At 66.6% G+C, this 17,408-nt stretch carries 14 protein-coding genes and 1 riboswitch; of the genes, 5 read left to right on the plus strand and 9 right to left on the minus strand.

The window, feature by feature from the left end; genetic code table 11:
* Positions 1-19 precede the first annotated feature (19 nt).
* Positions 20-122: riboswitch (glycine riboswitch) on the plus strand.
* Between the two features lie 62 nt (positions 123-184).
* Complete coding sequence (gcvP, locus tag M1L61_RS16590; RefSeq protein ID WP_248853795.1) at positions 185-3,052, plus strand: aminomethyl-transferring glycine dehydrogenase; 2,868 nt, start codon at positions 185-187, stop codon at positions 3,050-3,052.
* Between the two features lie 92 nt (positions 3,053-3,144).
* Here gcvP and M1L61_RS16595 read toward each other — a convergent pair whose 3' ends face one another.
* The 3 genes from M1L61_RS16595 to M1L61_RS16605 all read right to left on the minus strand — a co-directional run bounded on the left by M1L61_RS16595 (position 3,145) and on the right by M1L61_RS16605 (position 5,868).
* Positions 3,145-3,555: a VOC family protein gene (locus M1L61_RS16595; RefSeq protein WP_005418291.1), complete on the minus strand. Its 411-nt coding sequence runs from the start codon at positions 3,553-3,555 to the stop codon at positions 3,145-3,147.
* A 140-nt stretch (positions 3,556-3,695) separates the two neighbouring features.
* Positions 3,696-5,063, minus strand: coding sequence for an amino acid permease (locus tag M1L61_RS16600; protein WP_005410628.1), 1,368 nt, complete (start codon positions 5,061-5,063; stop codon positions 3,696-3,698).
* Positions 5,064-5,145: 82 nt separating this feature from the next.
* Entirely contained in the window at positions 5,146-5,868 is a 723-nt protein-coding gene (locus M1L61_RS16605; protein ID WP_043399063.1) for an AraC family transcriptional regulator, read from the minus strand.
* A 114-nt stretch (positions 5,869-5,982) separates the two neighbouring features.
* On the opposite strand from M1L61_RS16605, the gene M1L61_RS16610 reads away from it, so the two are divergent.
* Positions 5,983-8,073 carry a catalase gene (locus tag M1L61_RS16610; RefSeq protein ID WP_248853796.1) on the plus strand — a complete coding sequence of 697 codons (2,091 nt, stop codon included), beginning with the start codon at positions 5,983-5,985 and terminating at the stop codon, positions 8,071-8,073.
* A gap of 22 nt (positions 8,074-8,095) precedes the next feature.
* On the plus strand, positions 8,096-8,584 hold the full coding sequence (locus tag M1L61_RS16615) for a hypothetical protein (RefSeq protein ID WP_248854788.1): 489 nt from the start codon (positions 8,096-8,098) through the stop codon (positions 8,582-8,584).
* 140 nt (positions 8,585-8,724) lie between these two features.
* Here M1L61_RS16615 and M1L61_RS16620 read toward each other — a convergent pair whose 3' ends face one another.
* Entirely contained in the window at positions 8,725-10,848 is a 2,124-nt protein-coding gene (locus tag M1L61_RS16620; protein ID WP_241885692.1) for a methyl-accepting chemotaxis protein, read from the minus strand.
* 235 nt (positions 10,849-11,083) lie between these two features.
* On the opposite strand from M1L61_RS16620, the gene M1L61_RS16625 reads away from it, so the two are divergent.
* Complete coding sequence (locus M1L61_RS16625) at positions 11,084-12,043, plus strand: L,D-transpeptidase family protein (protein ID WP_191849804.1); 960 nt, start codon at positions 11,084-11,086, stop codon at positions 12,041-12,043.
* 4 nt (positions 12,044-12,047) lie between these two features.
* Complete coding sequence (locus tag M1L61_RS16630; RefSeq protein ID WP_248853797.1) at positions 12,048-12,698, plus strand: M23 family metallopeptidase; 651 nt, start codon at positions 12,048-12,050, stop codon at positions 12,696-12,698.
* On the opposite strand, the gene M1L61_RS16635 is transcribed toward M1L61_RS16630, so the two are convergent.
* The 5 genes from M1L61_RS16635 to hflK all read right to left on the minus strand — a co-directional run bounded on the left by M1L61_RS16635 (position 12,634) and on the right by hflK (position 17,286).
* Complete coding sequence (locus M1L61_RS16635; protein ID WP_019338667.1) at positions 12,634-13,296, minus strand: hypothetical protein; 663 nt, start codon at positions 13,294-13,296, stop codon at positions 12,634-12,636. The two genes, M1L61_RS16630 and M1L61_RS16635, sit on opposite strands and share 65 nt — an antisense overlap.
* 132 nt (positions 13,297-13,428) lie before the next feature.
* The gene (locus M1L61_RS16640) at positions 13,429-14,721 is read right to left on the minus strand and encodes an adenylosuccinate synthase (protein WP_010482787.1); all 1,293 of its coding nucleotides are present in this window, start codon (positions 14,719-14,721) and stop codon (positions 13,429-13,431) included.
* Positions 14,722-15,038: 317 nt separating this feature from the next.
* The gene (locus M1L61_RS16645) at positions 15,039-15,224 is read right to left on the minus strand and encodes a DUF2065 family protein (RefSeq protein ID WP_005414170.1); all 186 of its coding nucleotides are present in this window, start codon (positions 15,222-15,224) and stop codon (positions 15,039-15,041) included.
* Positions 15,225-15,292: 68 nt separating this feature from the next.
* Positions 15,293-16,156: a protease modulator HflC gene (locus M1L61_RS16650; protein ID WP_010482785.1), complete on the minus strand. Its 864-nt coding sequence runs from the start codon at positions 16,154-16,156 to the stop codon at positions 15,293-15,295.
* Positions 16,153-17,286, minus strand: a complete 1,134-nt coding sequence (hflK, locus tag M1L61_RS16655) for an FtsH protease activity modulator HflK (RefSeq protein ID WP_049435269.1) — start codon at positions 17,284-17,286, stop codon at positions 16,153-16,155. The genes M1L61_RS16650 and hflK overlap by 4 nt, the downstream gene beginning before the upstream one ends.
* Positions 17,287-17,408 lie beyond the last annotated feature (122 nt).

Raw genomic sequence — 17,408 nt, forward strand, 5'->3', positions numbered from 1 at the left:
TCAGGCCCGATACCACCCGTAACACAACTCTGGAGAGACCGGTTCGATCCGGCGCCGAAGGGGCACGAAGCTGCGGTTTTCCGCGCTTTTAAACTCTCAGGCAAAAGGACAGAGGGGCGCCCCGCAGACCGCCGACCGGCGGCTTGTGCCCGTGCGTGTGCCCTTTCCTGACGGATCCTTCGCCATGTCCCAGAACACCCCTTCCCTGCGTGAGCTCGAGCACCACAACGCGTTCGTCGAGCGCCACATCGGCCCCAACGACGCCGAGATCGCGCAGATGCTCGATGTCGTCGGCCACGCGTCGCTGGATGGCATGACCGATGCCATCGTACCGGCCAAGATCAAGTCGCCGGCACCGCTGGCGCTGCCGGAGTCGATGACCGAAGTACAGGCACTGGCGAAGATCCGTGCGATCGCCGACAAGAACACCGTGCTGCGCAGCTTCATCGGCCAGGGCTACTACGGCACCCACACGCCGAACGTGATCCTGCGCAACATCCTGGAAAACCCGGCCTGGTACACCGCCTACACTCCGTACCAGGCGGAAATCTCGCAGGGCCGCATGGAAGCGCTGATCAACTTCCAGACCCTGTGCGCCGACCTGACCGGCATGGAAATCGCCAACGCCTCGCTGCTGGACGAAGCCACCGCTGCTGCTGAAGCGATGACCCTGGCCAAGCGTTCGGCCAAGTCCAAGTCGGACACCTTCTTCGTGCACGACGCCGTGCATCCGCAGACGCTGGAACTGCTGCGTACCCGCGCCGAGCCCATGGGCATCGTGCTGCGCGTCGGCACCCCGGCCGAAGCGCTGGAAGCGGAAGCCTTCGGCCTGCTGCTGCAGTATCCGGATACCTTCGGCCAGGTGGGCGACTACAAGGCGCTGGTCGATGCCGTGCACGCACGCGGCGGCCTGGTGGCCGTGGCCACCGACCTGCTGGCCCTGACCCTGCTGGCCGCCCCGGGCGAATGGGGCGCGGACATCGTGGTCGGCAACAGCCAGCGTTTCGGCGTGCCGTTCGGCTTCGGTGGCCCGCACGCCGCCTTCATGGCCTGCCGTGACGCCTACAAGCGCTCGATGCCGGGCCGCCTGATCGGTGTTTCGGTCGATGCCCAGGGCAACCCGGCCTACCGCCTGACCCTGCAGACCCGCGAGCAGCACATCCGCCGCGAGAAGGCGACTTCCAACATCTGTACCGCGCAGGTGCTGCTGGCGGTGATGGCCTCGATGTACGCCGTTTACCACGGCCCGGAAGGCCTGACCCGCATTGCCCGCCGCACCCATCGCCTGGCCTCGATCTTGGCCGCAGCGCTGCGCAATGCCGGCGTGCAGGTTGGTGGCGACTTCTTCGACACCCTGCATGTCACCGGCGTGCACGCCGATGAGATCCATGCCAAGGCCCGCGCCGCCGGCTACAACCTGCGCGCGATCGACAGCGACTCGGTCGGCATCAGCCTGGACGAGACCACCACCCGCGCCGACATCGTCGCCGTGGCTGCGGTGTTCGGTGCTTCGCTGGACGTCGACGCGCTGGATGCCAGCACCGCCGACGCGCTGCCGGCCGGCCTGCTGCGCCAGTCCGCGTTCCTGACCCATCCGGTGTTCAACACCCACCACAGCGAGCACGAACTGCTGCGCTACCTGCGTTCGCTGGCCGACAAGGACCTGGCGATGGACCGCACGATGATCCCGCTGGGCTCGTGCACCATGAAGCTCAACGCCACCGCCGAGATGATCCCGGTGACCTGGCCGGAGTTCTCGCAGATCCACCCGCTGGTGCCGGCCGACCAGGCGCTGGGCTACAAGGAACTGATCGACACGCTGGAAGCGATGCTGGTCGAATGCACCGGCTACGACGCGGTCAGCCTGCAGCCGAACTCCGGCGCGCAGGGCGAGTACGCCGGCCTGCTGGTGATCCGCGCCTACCACCGTTCGCGCGGCGAAGATCACCGTGACATCTGCCTGATCCCGGATTCGGCACACGGCACCAACCCGGCTTCGGCACAGATGTGCGGCATGAAGGTGGTGGTGACCAAGACCGATGCCAACGGCAACGTCGATGTCGAGGACATCCGCCTCAACGCCGAGAAGTACAGCGACCGCCTGGCCGCGATCATGATGACCTACCCGTCCACGCACGGCGTGTTCGAGGAAGAGGTGGTGGAGATCTGCGAGATCATCCACAAGCACGGCGGCCAGGTGTACACCGACGGTGCCAACATGAACGCCCTGGTCGGCGTGGCCAAGCCGGGCAAGTGGGGTTCGGACGTTTCGCACCTGAACCTGCACAAGACCTTCTGCATCCCGCACGGCGGTGGCGGCCCGGGAGTTGGCCCGTGCGCGGTCAAGGAGCACCTGGCGCCGTTCCTGCCGGGCAAGCTGGGTGACAACGGCCCGGTCGGCATGGTCAGCGCGGCCAGCTTCGGCAGCGCCTCGATCCTGCCGATCAGCTGGATGTACATCGCGATGATGGGCCGCGAAGGCCTGCGCAAGGCCACCCAGGTCGCGCAGCTCAACGCCAACTACATCGCCAAGCGCCTGGCACCGCACTTCAAGACCCTGTACACCGGCCGCAACGGCCTGGTGGCGCATGAGTGCATCCTGGACGTGCGCCCGCTGGAGAAGACCAGCGGCATCGGCGCCGAGGACGTGGCCAAGCGCCTGATCGACTTCGGCTTCCATGCCCCGACCCTGAGCTTCCCGGTGGCCGGCACGCTGATGGTCGAGCCGACCGAGAGCGAATCGCTGCACGAGCTGGATCGCTTCATCGACGCGATGATCCAGATCCGCGAGGAGATCACCGCGATCGAAGACGGCCGCCTGGACCGCGAGGACAACCCGCTGAAGAACGCGCCGCACACCGCCACCGCGGTGACCGCCAGCGAGTGGACCCACGCCTACCCCCGTGAACTGGCTGCGTTCCCGCTGGCCAGCCTGAAGCAGAGCAAGTACTGGCCGCCGGTGGCGCGCGTGGACAACGTGTACGGCGACAAGAACGTGATGTGCGCCTGCATTCCGGTCGATGCCTACAAGGATGATGAAGTCGAGGCTTGATTCCTCGCTGCATCGGTAAAGAGAACGGCCCGCGCAAGCGGGCCGTTTTCATGAGGGTGTGTGGACCAAAGTCCACACCCACAAACATCCGATCACGGGTCCGGCATCTGCCCCAGGCTCAACTGCCACGACACGCCGAAGCGATCCTGCACCCAGCCGTAGCGGTTGCTGAAGTCATAGTCGCCCACCGGCATCAACCAGTGGCCGCCCTCGCCCAGCACACGCGCGGCGCGCTCGAACTGCTCGGCACCGGAACACTCGACGAACAGCGAGATCGACGGGCTGAAGGTGAAGTCGTGCACGTCCAGGCTGTCAAAGCACAGGTAGTGGGTGCCGCCCAGCAGGAAGATGGCCTGGCGGACCTGCCCGGGCACACCGGCACCGGCGCCCTCGGGGTGGCGCTGCAGGGCCAGCAGGCGGAAATCGGCGAAGGCTTCGGCGTACAGGGCCAGGGCGGCCTCGGCCTGGCCGGTGAACATCAGGAAAGGACGGCTGCGCAGCATGCGGTACTCCCGGTCGACGGGCCGCTGGCGGCCCACGCGATCAGGATGGCACGGCGGATGTATGCTTGCTGTAGAGCCGAGCCCATGCTCGGCTGGCGGCCGCGCGAACAGCGGCCGACCGCAGGGTCGGCTCTACAGAATCACGCCTCGCGCATGCGCCGCGCGATGGCGCTGCCGGCGGCGATCGTGGCGGTCAGCGCCACCATCGACAGGAACTGCAGGCGGGTGTGCGACTCGCTCAGCAGCAGGCCAAAGATCAGCGCCAGGATCGCCAGTGCGCAGCAGGTCAGCCACGGGAAACCGGCCATGCGGAACGGCAGGCGAGTGCCCAGGCGATCGGCGCGGCGGCGAAGCACCAGCTGCGAAACCAGCGACAGCGTCCACACCAGCAGGCAGGTGGAACCGACGATGTTCAGCAGCACCGGCAGCACCCGGTCCGGGAACAGCAGCTCCATCACCGTGGCGGCGAAACCGAACAGCACGCTGGCCAGCACGGCGATCACCGGCACCTGGCGCGGGTCGGTCCAGCCCAGCACGGCAGGGGCTTCACGACGCTGCGCCAGCGAGTACATCATGCGCGAGGCGCCGTAGAGGTTGGCATTGAGCGCCGACAGCAGCGCGATCACCGCGATCAGGGTGATGGCAGTGCCGGCACCCGGAATACGGGCGATATCCAGCACGGCGGCGAACGGCGACTTCAGCGCCTCGCTGGTCCACGGCACCACAGCGATGATCACGCTCAGCGAGCCGATGTAGAACACCAGGATGCGCCACGCCACGGTGCGGATGGCACGGGCGATGCTGCGCTCCGGATCTTCGGTCTCCGCCGCCGCAACGGCCACGATCTCGGTACCACCGAAGGCAAACACCACTACCAGCAGCGCGGCACCGATACCGGCCAGACCCTTGGGTGCGAAGCCGCCATGTTCGGTGAAGTTGCTCAAGCCCGGCGAGGTCACCTGCGGCAGCCAGCCCATCAGCAGCGCCACGCCGATGGCGATGAACGCCAGGATCGCCGCGACCTTGAGGATGGCGAACCAGAACTCAAACTCGCCGAAGTTCTTCACCCCGAGCAGGTTGATCGCGGTGAAGAACAGCATGAAGGCCAGCGCTGCCATCGGTACCGGCACCGCAGGCCAGACCGTGGCCAGCAACCCGGCCGCGCCCACCGCCTCGGCGGCGATCACGATCACCAGCTGCACCCACCACAACCAGCCGACCGTGGCACCGGCGGTGGCGCCCATGGCGTCGGCCGCATACACCGAAAACGCGCCGCTGGTCGGTTTGGCCGCCGCCATCTCGCCCAGTGCGTTCATCACGATGATCACCAGCGCGCCTGCGACCAGATACGACACCAGCACTGCCGGACCGGCCGCCTGCACGCCCACGCCCGAACCGAGGAACAGGCCGGCGCCGATGGCGCTGCCCAGGCCCATCATGATCAGCTGGCGGGGCTTGAGCGAATGCCCGAGGCGGGACGGCGAAGCGGTCGGAATCGAGTTGGGCATCGGCGGGGCTGGCGGCGGGCTACAGGGGCGACACCTTACCCTGTCCCATGCCTGCGGGGATAGGCACAGCGCAGCAGGCGGCTCAGGCCAGCGCTGGCTCGCCGACACTGCCGCCGATGCGGGCGCGGTAGGCGCGCGGCGAGAAACCGGTTTCAGCCTTGAACTTGCGGGTAAAGGCGCTCTGGTCGCTGAAACCGCAGGCCTGGCCGATGCAGGCGATGCTGTCGTCGCCGTGCAGCAGGTGCATGGCCATCTGGATGCGCAGCCGGGTCAGCACCTGCTGAGGGGTCATCTGGAACACCTTGCGGAAACTGCGCTCCAGCTTGGACAGCGAAAAGCCGGTGATGTCCAGCAGGGTCTGCATGCGCACGTTCTCGGCGTAGTGCGCATTGAGGTGGGCCAGGGCCAGCCGTAGCTGCTCGTACTGGGTACCGAGGCTGTCCTTCTGGCCGAGGTCGCGGGAAATGCCGATCAGGCCCTCGATGGCCCCATCGACCACCAGCGGGCGCTTGCAGGTCAGGCACCAGCCCGGTTCGCGGTTGGCGAACAGGTGCAGCTCCATCAGGTTCTCGATCACCTCGCCGGACAGCACTCGGGCATCCTGATCGACGTAGTCCGCACTGAGCCCGGTCGGGTAGATCTCGGCCGCGGTACGCCCGATCACGTCCTTGCGCGCGCGCAGGCCCAGCCGCCGCAGCATGGTCTGGTTGACGTGGGTGTAACGCCCCTGAAGGTCCTTGATGAAAAACAGCACATCCGGGATGGCGTCGAACAGGGCTTCGATGTCGGCGGGCTCGACTCGCATGCAGCAAGCATACCCGAGCCTGCTTTTGCCTGTACGTTCACCTCTGCCGGACCTCGGTTTAACGGGGCTGGTTCCAGTGTCGTGGTTCCTTCTGATGATCCGGAGCCAACGTCAATGGCCGCCAGCAAGCCGACCGGCAAGCGCGCAACCGCCCCTGCCGAAAACCACCGCCGGGGCGACGGCGATGAACTGCACCAGCAGGCCGGGGGCACCCATCCGGTGATGACCACCGATCAGGGCATCCCGGTGGCGGACAACCAGAACTCACTGCGGCAGGGGCCCCGAGGGCCCACGCTGCTGGAGGACTTCATCCTGCGCGAGAAGATCACCCACTTCGATCACGAACGCATTCCCGAGCGCATCGTGCACGCACGTGGCAGCGCAGCACACGGCTACTTCGAGCTGACCCGGTCACTGGCCGCCCATACCCGCGCGCGCATCCTGACCGAGGTAGGGGTGAAGACACCCGTATTCACCCGTTTCTCGACCGTGGCCGGTGGCGCAGGCTCGGTGGATACCCCGCGCGACGTGCGCGGCTTCGCGGTCAAGTTCTATACCAGGGAGGGCAACTGGGACCTGGTCGGCAACAACATTCCGGTGTTCTTCATCCAGGACGCCATGAAATTCCCGGACCTGGTGCACGCAGTGAAGATGGAACCGGACCGTGCCTTCCCGCAGGCCGCCTCGGCCCACGACACCTTCTGGGACTTCATTTCGCTGATGCCCGAGTCGATGCACATGATCATGTGGGCAATGAGCGACCGTGCCATTCCGCGCTCGCTGCGCATGATCGAAGGCTTCGGCGTGCACAGTTTCCGCCTGCTGAACGAGGCAGGCGAGTCGACCTTCGTCAAATTCCATTGGCGGCCAAAGCTGGGCATCCAGTCAACGGTCTGGGACGAAGCGCTGAAGCTGCAGTCAGCCGACAATGACTTCCATCGCCGCGACCTGTTCGAGGCCATCCAGCGCGGCGACTTTCCCGAATGGGAGCTGGCGGTGCAGTTGTTCACCGAAGAAGAAGCCGACGCATTCCCGTTCGATCACCTGGACCCGACCAAGATCATTCCCGAATCGCTGGTGCCGTTGCAGGTGATCGGGCGCATGGTGCTGGACCGCTGGCCCGACAACTTCTTCGCCGAGACCGAACAGGTGGCGTTCTGCCCGGCCAACGTGCCGCCGGGCATCGACTTCAGCAACGACCCACTGCTGCAGGGCCGCCTGTTCTCCTACCTGGACACCCAACTGCTGCGTCTTGGCGGCCCGAATTTCCACCAGATCCCGGTGAATGCCCCGAAGTGCCCATTCGCCAATCATCAGCGCGATGGCCACATGCAGATGCACGTGCCCAAGGGCCGGGTGGCCTACGATCCCAGTTCGCTGCAGGAGGACTCACCGCGTGAGACGCCTGCGGGTTTCCGCAGCCACGCCAGCGCCGACGATGGCTGCAAGGACCGTACCCGCGCGGAGAGTTTCGCCGACCACTACAGCCAGGCCCGCATGTTCTTCCGCAGCCTTGAAACGCCGGAGCAGGCGCACCTGGCATCGGCGCTGGTGTTCGAGTTGTCCAAGGTGGAAACGCTGAAGGTGCGGGTACGTACCGTCAGCCACCTGCGCAACATCGATGACTCACTGGCGCGGCGCGTGGCCGATGGTCTGGCCTTGCCCGCCCTGCCCGACCCGGCACCCACCGCCACCCCGGCGCGGGACATGCCTCCCGCTCCCGAGGTGCGTGTGATCGGACGCAACAAGCCTACCCTGCAGGGTCGCTGCATCGGCATTCTGTTTGATGAGGGCTCCGACGCGCGCGTGATGGCCAGCCTGAGCAAAGCGGCCCGGAAGGCGGGTGCAGACGTGAAGCTGGTCGCGCCCAAAGTAGGCGGCGCCACGCTGAGCGATGGGGCGATGCAGGCGGCGGATGGGCAACTGGCGGGCACGCCATCGGCTGTGTTCGATGCGGTGGCCGTGGTGCTCAGCCCGGAAGCCGCGAAGGCCTTGTCGAAAGAGAGTGCAGCCGTCGAATTCGTCAGCCAGGCGTGGGCGCACCTGAAGGCCATCGCCAGCGACGCAGGCGGCCAGACGCTGCTGAAGGCGGCGCGGGTCGGCAACGATGCCGGCATCGTCGAAGCGGAAGACGCCAAGGCCTTCCTGGCGGCGGCCGCCACCCGCCAATGGGCGCGTGAACCGAAGCTGCGCCTGCTGGCCTGACTACTACGACAGGAGATCCGTCATGCCCCGTGGTGACAAATCCGCATATACCGAAAAACAGAAGCGCCAGGCCGAGCACATCGAGGAAAGCGAACGTGATCGCGGCGCGAGTGAAGGCACCGCCGAGCGCATTGCCTGGGCCACCGTGAACAAGCAGGACGGCGGCGGCAAACGTAGCGGCAGTGCCCGCAAGGGCGCGAAGAAGGCGACCAGCAAGAAGGCTGCCAAGAAGGCGCCTGCCAGGAAGTCGGCCACAAAGAAGGCCACGACCAAGGCGACGGCAGCGAAGAAGGCACCTGCGAAGAAGGCGGTGGCGAAGAAGGCACCGGCTCGCAAGACCGCGACAAAGAAGGCCACAAAGAAGACGGCGAAGAAGGCTGCGGCCAGGAAGACGGGTACGGCCGCCTCGCGGAGCGCCGCCGCAAAGAAGGCAGCCAAGACGCGGGCCGCGAAGAAGACCGTGCGCAAGGCGGCGGCGAAGAAAGCTACGCGTACGCGTGCGCGCGCCTGAAGCGTCGGTCAGGGGGGGGGAGCGTCCTCATCCATGCGGCAACTTCGGCTGCGTCAGCACGGCCTTCAGCAGTAGACGGGCTCCTTCCAGCGAAATACGGCCGCTCAAGGCGGCCGTATTCCTGTCGCTGCACTGCCCGCTCAGGCTGCGCGACGGGGCACAGCAGAGACCGCCGCGCCTTCCACCTTGAATACCGCCACCGACGTGGTCAGCGCATGCGCCTGTTCTTCCAGCGCGCGGCTCGCCGCAGTGGCTTCTTCCACCAGCGCGGCGTTCTGCTGGGTCACCTGATCCATCTGCACCACCACCTGGTTGACCTGCTCGATGCCGGCGGCCTGTTCCTTGCTGGCCGCTGCGATGTCGCTCATCAGCTGGGTGGTGCGCGAGCTGGCCTGGGCCACGCGCGCGATCGCGGCCTCCGATTCAACGGTCACCGCCAGGCCACTCTTCACCTTGGCAGCGGCGTCTTCGATCAGCTCCTTGATCTCCTTGGCGGCGACACCGGCACGCTGCGCGAGCGTGCGCACTTCGCTGGCGACCACGGCAAAACCACGGCCCTGCTCGCCTGCGCGCGCAGCTTCCACTGCAGCATTCAACGCCAGGATGTTGGTCTGGAACGCGATGCCGTCGATCACCGTGGAGATCTCCGAGATACGGGCCGACGACTGATCGATCTCGCCCATGACCGATGCCATCTGTGCCATCGCCTGCTCGGTCTCGCGCACCGCGGCACCGGCGGCATGCGCTTCGCTGTCGGCCTGACGTGCCAGCTCGGCGTTCTGGCGTACGGTGGAAGTCAGTTCCTCCATCGATGCGGCCGCTTCTTCCAGATTGGCGGCCTGCTGCTCGGTGCGGCGCGACAGGTCGTTGTTGCCGGCGGCCAGTTCCTGCGCCGCGTTGTTGATGCTGTCGGCAGCCACCTGGATGCCCCGCACGATGCCAGTCAGCTGCGCAGTGGTGGTGTTGGCGTCGTCGCGCATGCGGGCGAACACACCGTCGTACTCGCCATCCATGCGTGCGGTCAGGTCGCCGTGCGAGATCGCGCGCAGCACGTCGGAGACATCGGCAATGCTGGACTGCGAACTGGCCATCATGCCGTTGAGGTGCTCGACCATCGCCTTGAACTGGAACTGGAACGCAGTGGCATCGCCACGCATGCTGAAATCACCGGCACGCGCGGCGCGGGCCAGTTCATCGATCTGCGCGTTGATCGCCATCAGGCTCTGCTTCACCGCGGCCAGGGTGCGGGTCAGCGTGCCCTTCTCGCCCGGGTAGTCCGGCAGGTCGCGGCTGAGGTCACCGATGGCGTATCGCTGCATCACTTCAGCCATCAGCAGTTCCACCTGCACGTGCGATTCGACCAGGCTGTTGGTCGCCTGCACCATGCGGCCGAAATCGCCAGGGAACGCACTGGCGTCCATGCGATAGCGGATCGCGCCCGCCTCATGCTGTTCGGCCATCTGCAGCTGCGCGCCGATCGCCGCCTGCACGCTCTGCCGCACGCTGGCCATCGCCTCGCCCAGCTGGGTCAGCTCATCACGGCCACCCAGACGGAACTCCTGGTCCAGCTGGCCCTTGGACAGCCGTTCGGCCAGGTTCACCGCGCGGGCCAGCGGGCCGGTCAGGCTGCGGCCGATCATCACCGAGGCGCCGATGCCGACCAGCAGTGCGACGCCGCCCAGCACCAGCAGCTGCAGCAGGCTGCGCTCGCCCAGCCTGATCGCCTCGGCGGCTGCATCGCGGCTTTCCTTCTCTTCGAAGTCCACGCCGTCGGACAGCGCCTTGTTCCAGCCATTGGCCGCGTCCTGCACCGGGCCCAGGGTCAGCGCCACGGCGCCCGGGTAGTCGCCCTGCTCCATCAGTTCGCTGGTCTGCTTGTTGAGCGGGCGCGCGATGGCGCGCTTGGCCGCGATGGTTTCCGCGATGGCCTTGCCCTCCGCATCACCCGGCAGTGCCTGATAGGCGGTCCAGCTGGCCTCATAACGCTTGACCAGATCGGCGATGCGCTGCTCGTCGTGGCCACGGTCTTCGCCCTGGCGGATCAGCATCTCGCGGCGCACCACCATCATCTGGTTGTTGGCATCGAGCATCTGCGACAACAGACGCACCTTGGTCACGCTGACGTCGACCACCTGCTGCATCGCGCGCTTCTGCACGACACTGGCGGTGGCGCCGGTGGCCACCACGGCGGCAACCAGCAACAACAGCAGGCCAAAGCCCAGCCCAAGACGCCAGGCAACCCTGACATTCCTCAAGTAGTTCATCGGTACATCCAAAACGGGGGGATGCGCCCCTATCGGCCGTGCCACCGGCAATCTTGATCGGCAACACGCACGCGCGTCGGCAGCCGTTCACCTTGGTGAGGCCACGCGCCGCGCTTCTGCGGCAAGGTCCAACCGCCCGCCGGGACCGCACTGCTCATGCCGGCATCAGGTTGCTTTCACGGGGGCTGCGCAGCCTCTCCGGGCAGGGTGGAGCTGCCATCTGCCGGAGATCTCCATGCCCGTACACCGCCCCGCCCTGCTCGCCCTGTCATTGCTGATGTCCCCCGCCTTCGCGCAGGTGCCGCCGCCGGACCAGCTGCCGGAGCCCATTGCCGAGAAGGCCGGACCCGATACCGCGGCGCGCTCGCCACTGCACGCCCAGGTGCTTCTGGATCGCGCCAATTTCTCCCCGGGCGAGATCGACGGTGAAGTCGGCAGCAATCAGCGCCGGGCCGTGGCAGGCTTCCAGGCGGCCCACGGCCTGACAGTGAGCGGAGAGCTGGACAATGCCACCTGGAAAGCACTGCAGGCCGATGCGACCACGCCGCTTGCCAGTTACACGTTGACCGCCGAGGACGTGGCCGGGCCGTTCATCGCCGTTCCGAAGACGCCCGCCGCGCAGGCAAAGCTGAAGGCACTGGGCTACAGCAGCGTCGAGGAATCACTGGGAGAGCGTTTCCATGCGTCGCCGGCATTGCTGAAGGCGCTCAACCCCGGCGTCGATCTGGCCAAGGCCGGCAGCCGCATCCAGGTGCCCAACATCGCACCGGCTGCATTGCCGAAGGCGGCGAAGATCGTGGTCGACAAGTCCGATTCCACCCTGCAGCTGCTGGATGTGCAGGGCAAGGTGATCGCGCAGGTGCCGGTCTCTTCCGGCAGCCAGCATGATCCGCTGCCGATCGGTGAATGGAAGATTCTCGGCGTCTATCGCGACCCGCCGTTCCACTACAACCCCAAGCTGTTCTGGGATGCGCGCAAAGGCGAGAAGAAAGCCACGCTGCCGCCAGGCCCGAACAATCCGGTCGGCCGGGTCTGGATCGACCTGTCCAAGCCCCACTATGGCCTCCACGGAACGCCGGTACCGGGCCATGTAGGCAAGACCGAATCGCATGGCTGCGTACGCATGACCAACTGGGATGCGCTGCGCGTGGCCGATGCGGTGGATACCTCCGTCCCCGTGGTGATGCAGGAGTGAGCCGATGCGTTTTTCGCAGCTGATCGTGCTGGGCGTGCTGCTGGGTATGGGACTGGGCTGGTGGCTGCGCCGCGATGCTGGCGAATTCGTGGCCGCGTCCACTCCTGCAGCGCAGCCCAGCGTGGCCACAACGCCGTCGATGCAAGCTGCCGCGCCGCGCGCGACGGCACCGACTGGCATCGACGCAGCCTCGGGCACCCTGCTGCTGCCGGTGCAGGGGGTACTGCCCTCTCAACTGCGCGACACCTTCACTGATGCACGCAGCGAGGGCCGCGTGCACGATGCGATCGACATCATGGCCGATGCCGGTACGCCGGTGCTGGCGGTGGCCGACGGCACGGTGGAGAAGCTGTTCGACAGCAAGCGCGGTGGGCTGACCATCTACCAGTTCGAGCCCAGCGGACGCTGGTGCTACTACTACGCGCATCTGCAGCGCTATGCCGATGGCCTGAGCGAAAAGCAGGTGATCAAACGCGGGGATGTGATTGGCTATGTGGGCAGCACTGGCAATGCCAGCGCGGAGGCCCCGCACCTGCATTTCGAAGTACACGTACTGGGGCCGGAGAAGCAGTGGTGGAAGGGGGAATCGATCAATCCGTATCCGCTGCTGAAATCGGCTGCTTCGACGCCCGGCGCTGCCAGCGCCGCAAGGTGAACGTGAACACCGCCAACGCGCCCCCGGGAATCAGCAGGAACAGTGCCGCCACCTTCCAGAAAAAGAACGGCCACAGCCAGACGTAATCCAGGTCGGTCAGCTTCAGCAGGTCCAGCGGGGGCTGCAGTTCGATCACGGCCGCCCTGCCCGCCAGCGCCGGGTCCACCTCCAGTACGGTTACCCGCAGCCATGAGCGTCCGCGTGGCAATGCATCACCGCGGCCATATCCAAAGTAGGACGCCATGAGCCCGCTGGACTCAACCGATGCCAGCCTGCGGTTGATACCCTGCCCGGCCACTCCCGAACGCTCTCCTGCGCGGAAGTCCCCATGATCGGTGGGAGTGTCGATGCGCAGCAGCACTTCAGGGTCAGCCTCAGTACCGTCTGCGGCATACCGCAGTCGCAGCCGCAGTTGGTCATCAATGAAGCGGTAGACCGTCACCTCGGCCGTCGCGCCGGGGCTGAGCAGCAGCGGCAGAGTCTGGGTGCGCGAGGCCAGATGGTTGGCGATGGCGCCGAGCGCCAGAACCACGCAGGCGATGCCCCACAGGCTCCACAACACCCACAGGGTGACCCGCACCACGGTCTCGCCTTTCACGCTGACATCCTGGTCATCGCTTCGCTTCCTTGCCGGCACTGGACTGGCGACACAGTAACGAAAAAGCCCCGCGTTCGCGGGGCTTCTTCCTTCTGCGACGCCAGGCATGGCCCAGCGCTACCGGTCACGCACTCAGGCGAACGGATCCTGCAGGACCATGGTGTGGTCGCGGTCCGGGCCGGTCGAGACGATGCTGATCGGGCAACCCGCCAGCTCTTCCAGCGAACGCAGGTAGGCACGTGCGGCCGGCGGCAGGTCGTCCCAGTGGGTGATGCCGTGGGTGTTCTCGCTCCAGCCCGGGAACTCCAGGTACACCGGGGTGCAGTCTTCCCAGCCCTGTGCGTCCAGCGGGGCGTACTCGGTGCGCTTGCCGTTGTATTCGTAGGCGATGCAGACCTTCAGCTTTTCCATGCCATCGAGCACGTCCAGCTTGGTGATGCACAGGCCGCTGATGCCGTTGATGGCCACGGCGCGCTTCAGCGCGACGATGTCCATCCAGCCGCAGCGACGCGGGCGACCGGTCGAGGCACCGTACTCGGCACCGCGGTCACGGATGCCCTGGCCGACTTCGTCGTCCAGTTCGGTCGGGAACGGGCCGCCGCCGACGCGGGTGGCGTAGGCCTTGGCGATACCCAGCACGTAGTCGATCGAATCGGCGCCGACGCCAGAACCGGCCAGCGCACCACCGACGGTGGTGTTGGAGCTGGTGACGTACGGGTAGGTGCCGTGGTCGATGTCCAGCAGCGCACCCTGCGCGCCTTCGAACAGCACGCGCTTACCCTGCTTGCGCAGGTCGTGCAGGATCCCGGCCACGTCGGACTTCATCGGCTGCACGTACTCGCCGAAGGCCAGCGCTTCGTCGAAGGTCTTCTGGAAGTCGACCGCATCGGTGTTCAGATACTTGGTCAGCACGAAGTTGTGGTAATCCAGCGCAGTGCGCAGGAGTTCTTCCAGCTGCTTCGGGTAGTGCAGGTCGGCGATGCGGATGCCGCGACGCGCCACCTTGTCTTCGTAGGCCGGGCCGATGCCACGGCCGGTGGTACCGATCGCCTTGCCACCGGCAGCGCGCTCGCGCGCCTGGTCCAGGGCGATGTGGTACGGCATGATCAGCGGCGCGGCCGGGGAGATCTTCAGGCGCGAACGCACTTCCACGCCGGAGGATTCCAGCTCGGCGATTTCCTTCTGCAACGCGGCCGGCGAGATCACCACGCCGTTGCCGATCAGGCACAGCGCGTCGTCACGCAGGATGCCCGACGGGATCAGGTGCAGGACGGTCTTCTTGCCGTTGATGACCAGAGTGTGGCCGGCATTGTGGCCGCCCTGGAAGCGCACGACGGCGCCGATTTCCTCAGTGAGCAGATCGACGATCTTGCCCTTGCCTTCATCGCCCCACTGGGCACCAAGCACTACGACAGACTGACCCATGACGGGCTCCTCATATGTTGCGGCCATCGGGGCCGCGGACGGGTAAACCGTGGCGGGGCTGGCCAGCACCTGGAGGGCGGCTCCAAACGGGGAGCAGCCGGCGATGGAAGGCCCAGACACGGAAAAAGCCGAACGGGGAGGCCCGTCCGGCTTTTGTGCATTATCCGGGTTTCCGGGGTCAGGTGCCACCTTTCCGACGGACGGCTTCACCGGCCGGTCAGGCCGGCGTCTCATGTAGAGCCGAGCCCATGCTCGGCTGCCTTCCCGCCGCTGCGCGGCGCCGCCCGAGCATGGGCTCGGACGCTACAGGGCGGGGTTCAGTGCCGCACCCACCACAGCAGGCTCAGCCCGGCCAGCAGCACCAGCCCGCCGAAGCTGCGCAGGGCCGGGCTGGGCAGGTCCAGCAGGCGCTCGGCCATGCGCTTCCAGGCGAACGGGGCGACGAACAGGAACAGGCCTTCCAGCACCGCGACCAGGCAGACGGCGGCGAACAGATCTTTCATGGGGGGACTCCGGAAAAAGCACGGGGCCCGGCGTCTGGCCGGGCCCCGTGGGGTAGTGCCCTGCGACCTCAGCGGTCGTTCTTCAGGTACTGCAGGAACGGGTCGTTCTTGTCCAGCACGATCACGCCGTTGCCGTCGGTCATGGAGCCACGGTAGGCCTCCAGGCTGCGGTAGAACGCGTAGAACGAGGGATCGGCCGAGCCGGCCTTGCCGTAGATACGGGCGGCATCGGCATCGCCTTCACCACGCAGGCGCTGGGCATCACGCTCGGCCTCGGCGATCAGCACGGTGCTGTCACGGTCGGCCTGGGCACGGATGGTCAGCGACTGCTCCTCGCCCTCGGCGCGCAGCTTGGCGGCTTCCTGCTTGCGCTGGGCGCGCATGCGCTCGTACACGTCATTGATCACCTGGCTGTCGGTGGGCAGGTCCACCTGCTTGATGCGCAGGTCGATCATCTGCATGCCGAGGCCGGCCACGGCTTCGTTGATCCCCTTCAGCTGCTCGGCGATCAGCTCGCTGCGGTCGCCGGAGACCAGCTGCTGCAGGGTGCGCGAGTTGATCTGGTTGCGCAGCGAGTCGGTGATGATCGGTGCCAGGCGGGCATTGGCGATCCGCGGATCGCCGCCGGTGGCACGGAAGTAGTCACCCACGTTGGAGATGTAGCCGATGGCGAAGAAGTCGACGCTGACGTCCTTCTGCTCGGCGGTGAAGTAACGCGCCGGCGCGGTGTCGAGCACCTGGAAGCGGCGGTCGAAGACCTTCACCGTTTCCACCACCGGCACCTTGAAGTGCAGGCCCGGCTTGATGTCCGAACGCACCACCTTGCCCAGGTTCAGGACCATGGCGGTCTGGTCCTCACGGACCACGTACACCGAGCCGAGCAGGCCCAGCACCACCGCCACGATCACGGCGATCCAGATAGGACTCTTCATCGGCTGCCCTCCTCACGGCCGCTCGGTCGCCCGGTCGGGCGGCCCACCGGCCGGCCCGGATCACGGGAAGCTTCCGCCGCTGCACCCGGCAGCGACGGCATCACCACCTCCGGGTTCGTCACTCCCGGCGGAGCCGAGGTGGTGGGACGGGTATCGCCGTTCATCGGCACGTAGATCAGCTGGCGGCCATCACCACCGATCACCTTGCGGTTCTCGCTCAGCACCTGCTGCACGGTCTCCAGCCACAGGCGCTTGCGGGTCACTTCCGGAGCGTCCTTGTACTGGGCCTGCAACAGGCTGAAGCGCTGCGCGTCACCCTCGGCCTTGGACACCACGGCCTGCTTGTAGCCTTCGGCGGTGGTACGGGCACGCGAGGCCTGGCCTCGGGCTTCCGGTACGACCTTGGCGGCGTAGGCCTGGGCTTCGTTGATCAGGCGTTCCTTGACCTGCTGGGCGCCGTTGACCTCGTCGAAGGCCGGCTTCACTTCTTCCGGCGGACGGGCGTCCTGCAGGGTCAGGCCGGTCACGGTCAGGCCGGTCTTGAACGCCTTCAGCAGCGCCTGCAGGCGCTCCTCGGCGGCCACGGCCAGCGGGCCACGGTTGTTCAGCACGGCGTTGAGGTCGGCGCGGCCGACTTCCTCGCGCACCGCGCTCTGCGCCGACTGCTCCAGCACCTGGTTGGCATCGACCGTGCCGAACAGGTACTGCTGCGGGTCGTCGATGCGGTACTGGACGTTCAGCGAAACGTTGACGATGTTCTCGTCGCGGGTCAGCACCGGCACCTGGATCGAGAAGGTCTTGATCTCGGTGGCATTGACCTTGGTGACCGATTCGATCGGCCACGGCAGCTTGAAGTTCGGGCCGGGCTGCAGGATGCGCGAGAACTGGCCGAAGCGCAGCACCACGCCACGCTGCTGTTCGCCGATCAGCTGGAAGCTGGAGAACAGCACCAGCAACACCACGGCTGCCACCACCCAACGCACGATGCCACCGTCGAACAGGTCCTTCAGCGGCCCGGGCAGTCCGCCCCAGCCACCACCATTGCCACCGCCGCGCGACCCGAAGGGCCCGCGTCGATTGTCCTCGGGGCCTTGTCCGCCCTTGTTGCCGCCGGGTGTATTCCAGGCCATGCACGCTCCATCAAGATTTGGGCTGCGGCGCGGGCCCTTCCCGCACCGCCAGCCGTGAAACCATCACCGATCATACAAGATGGGGCGGATCGGCAGGATCGAAAGGGGGGCAACGGGGTAAG

The organism is Stenotrophomonas sp. NY11291, from assembly GCF_023277365.1.
Taxonomy (GTDB): Bacteria; Pseudomonadota; Gammaproteobacteria; order Xanthomonadales; family Xanthomonadaceae; genus Stenotrophomonas; species Stenotrophomonas geniculata.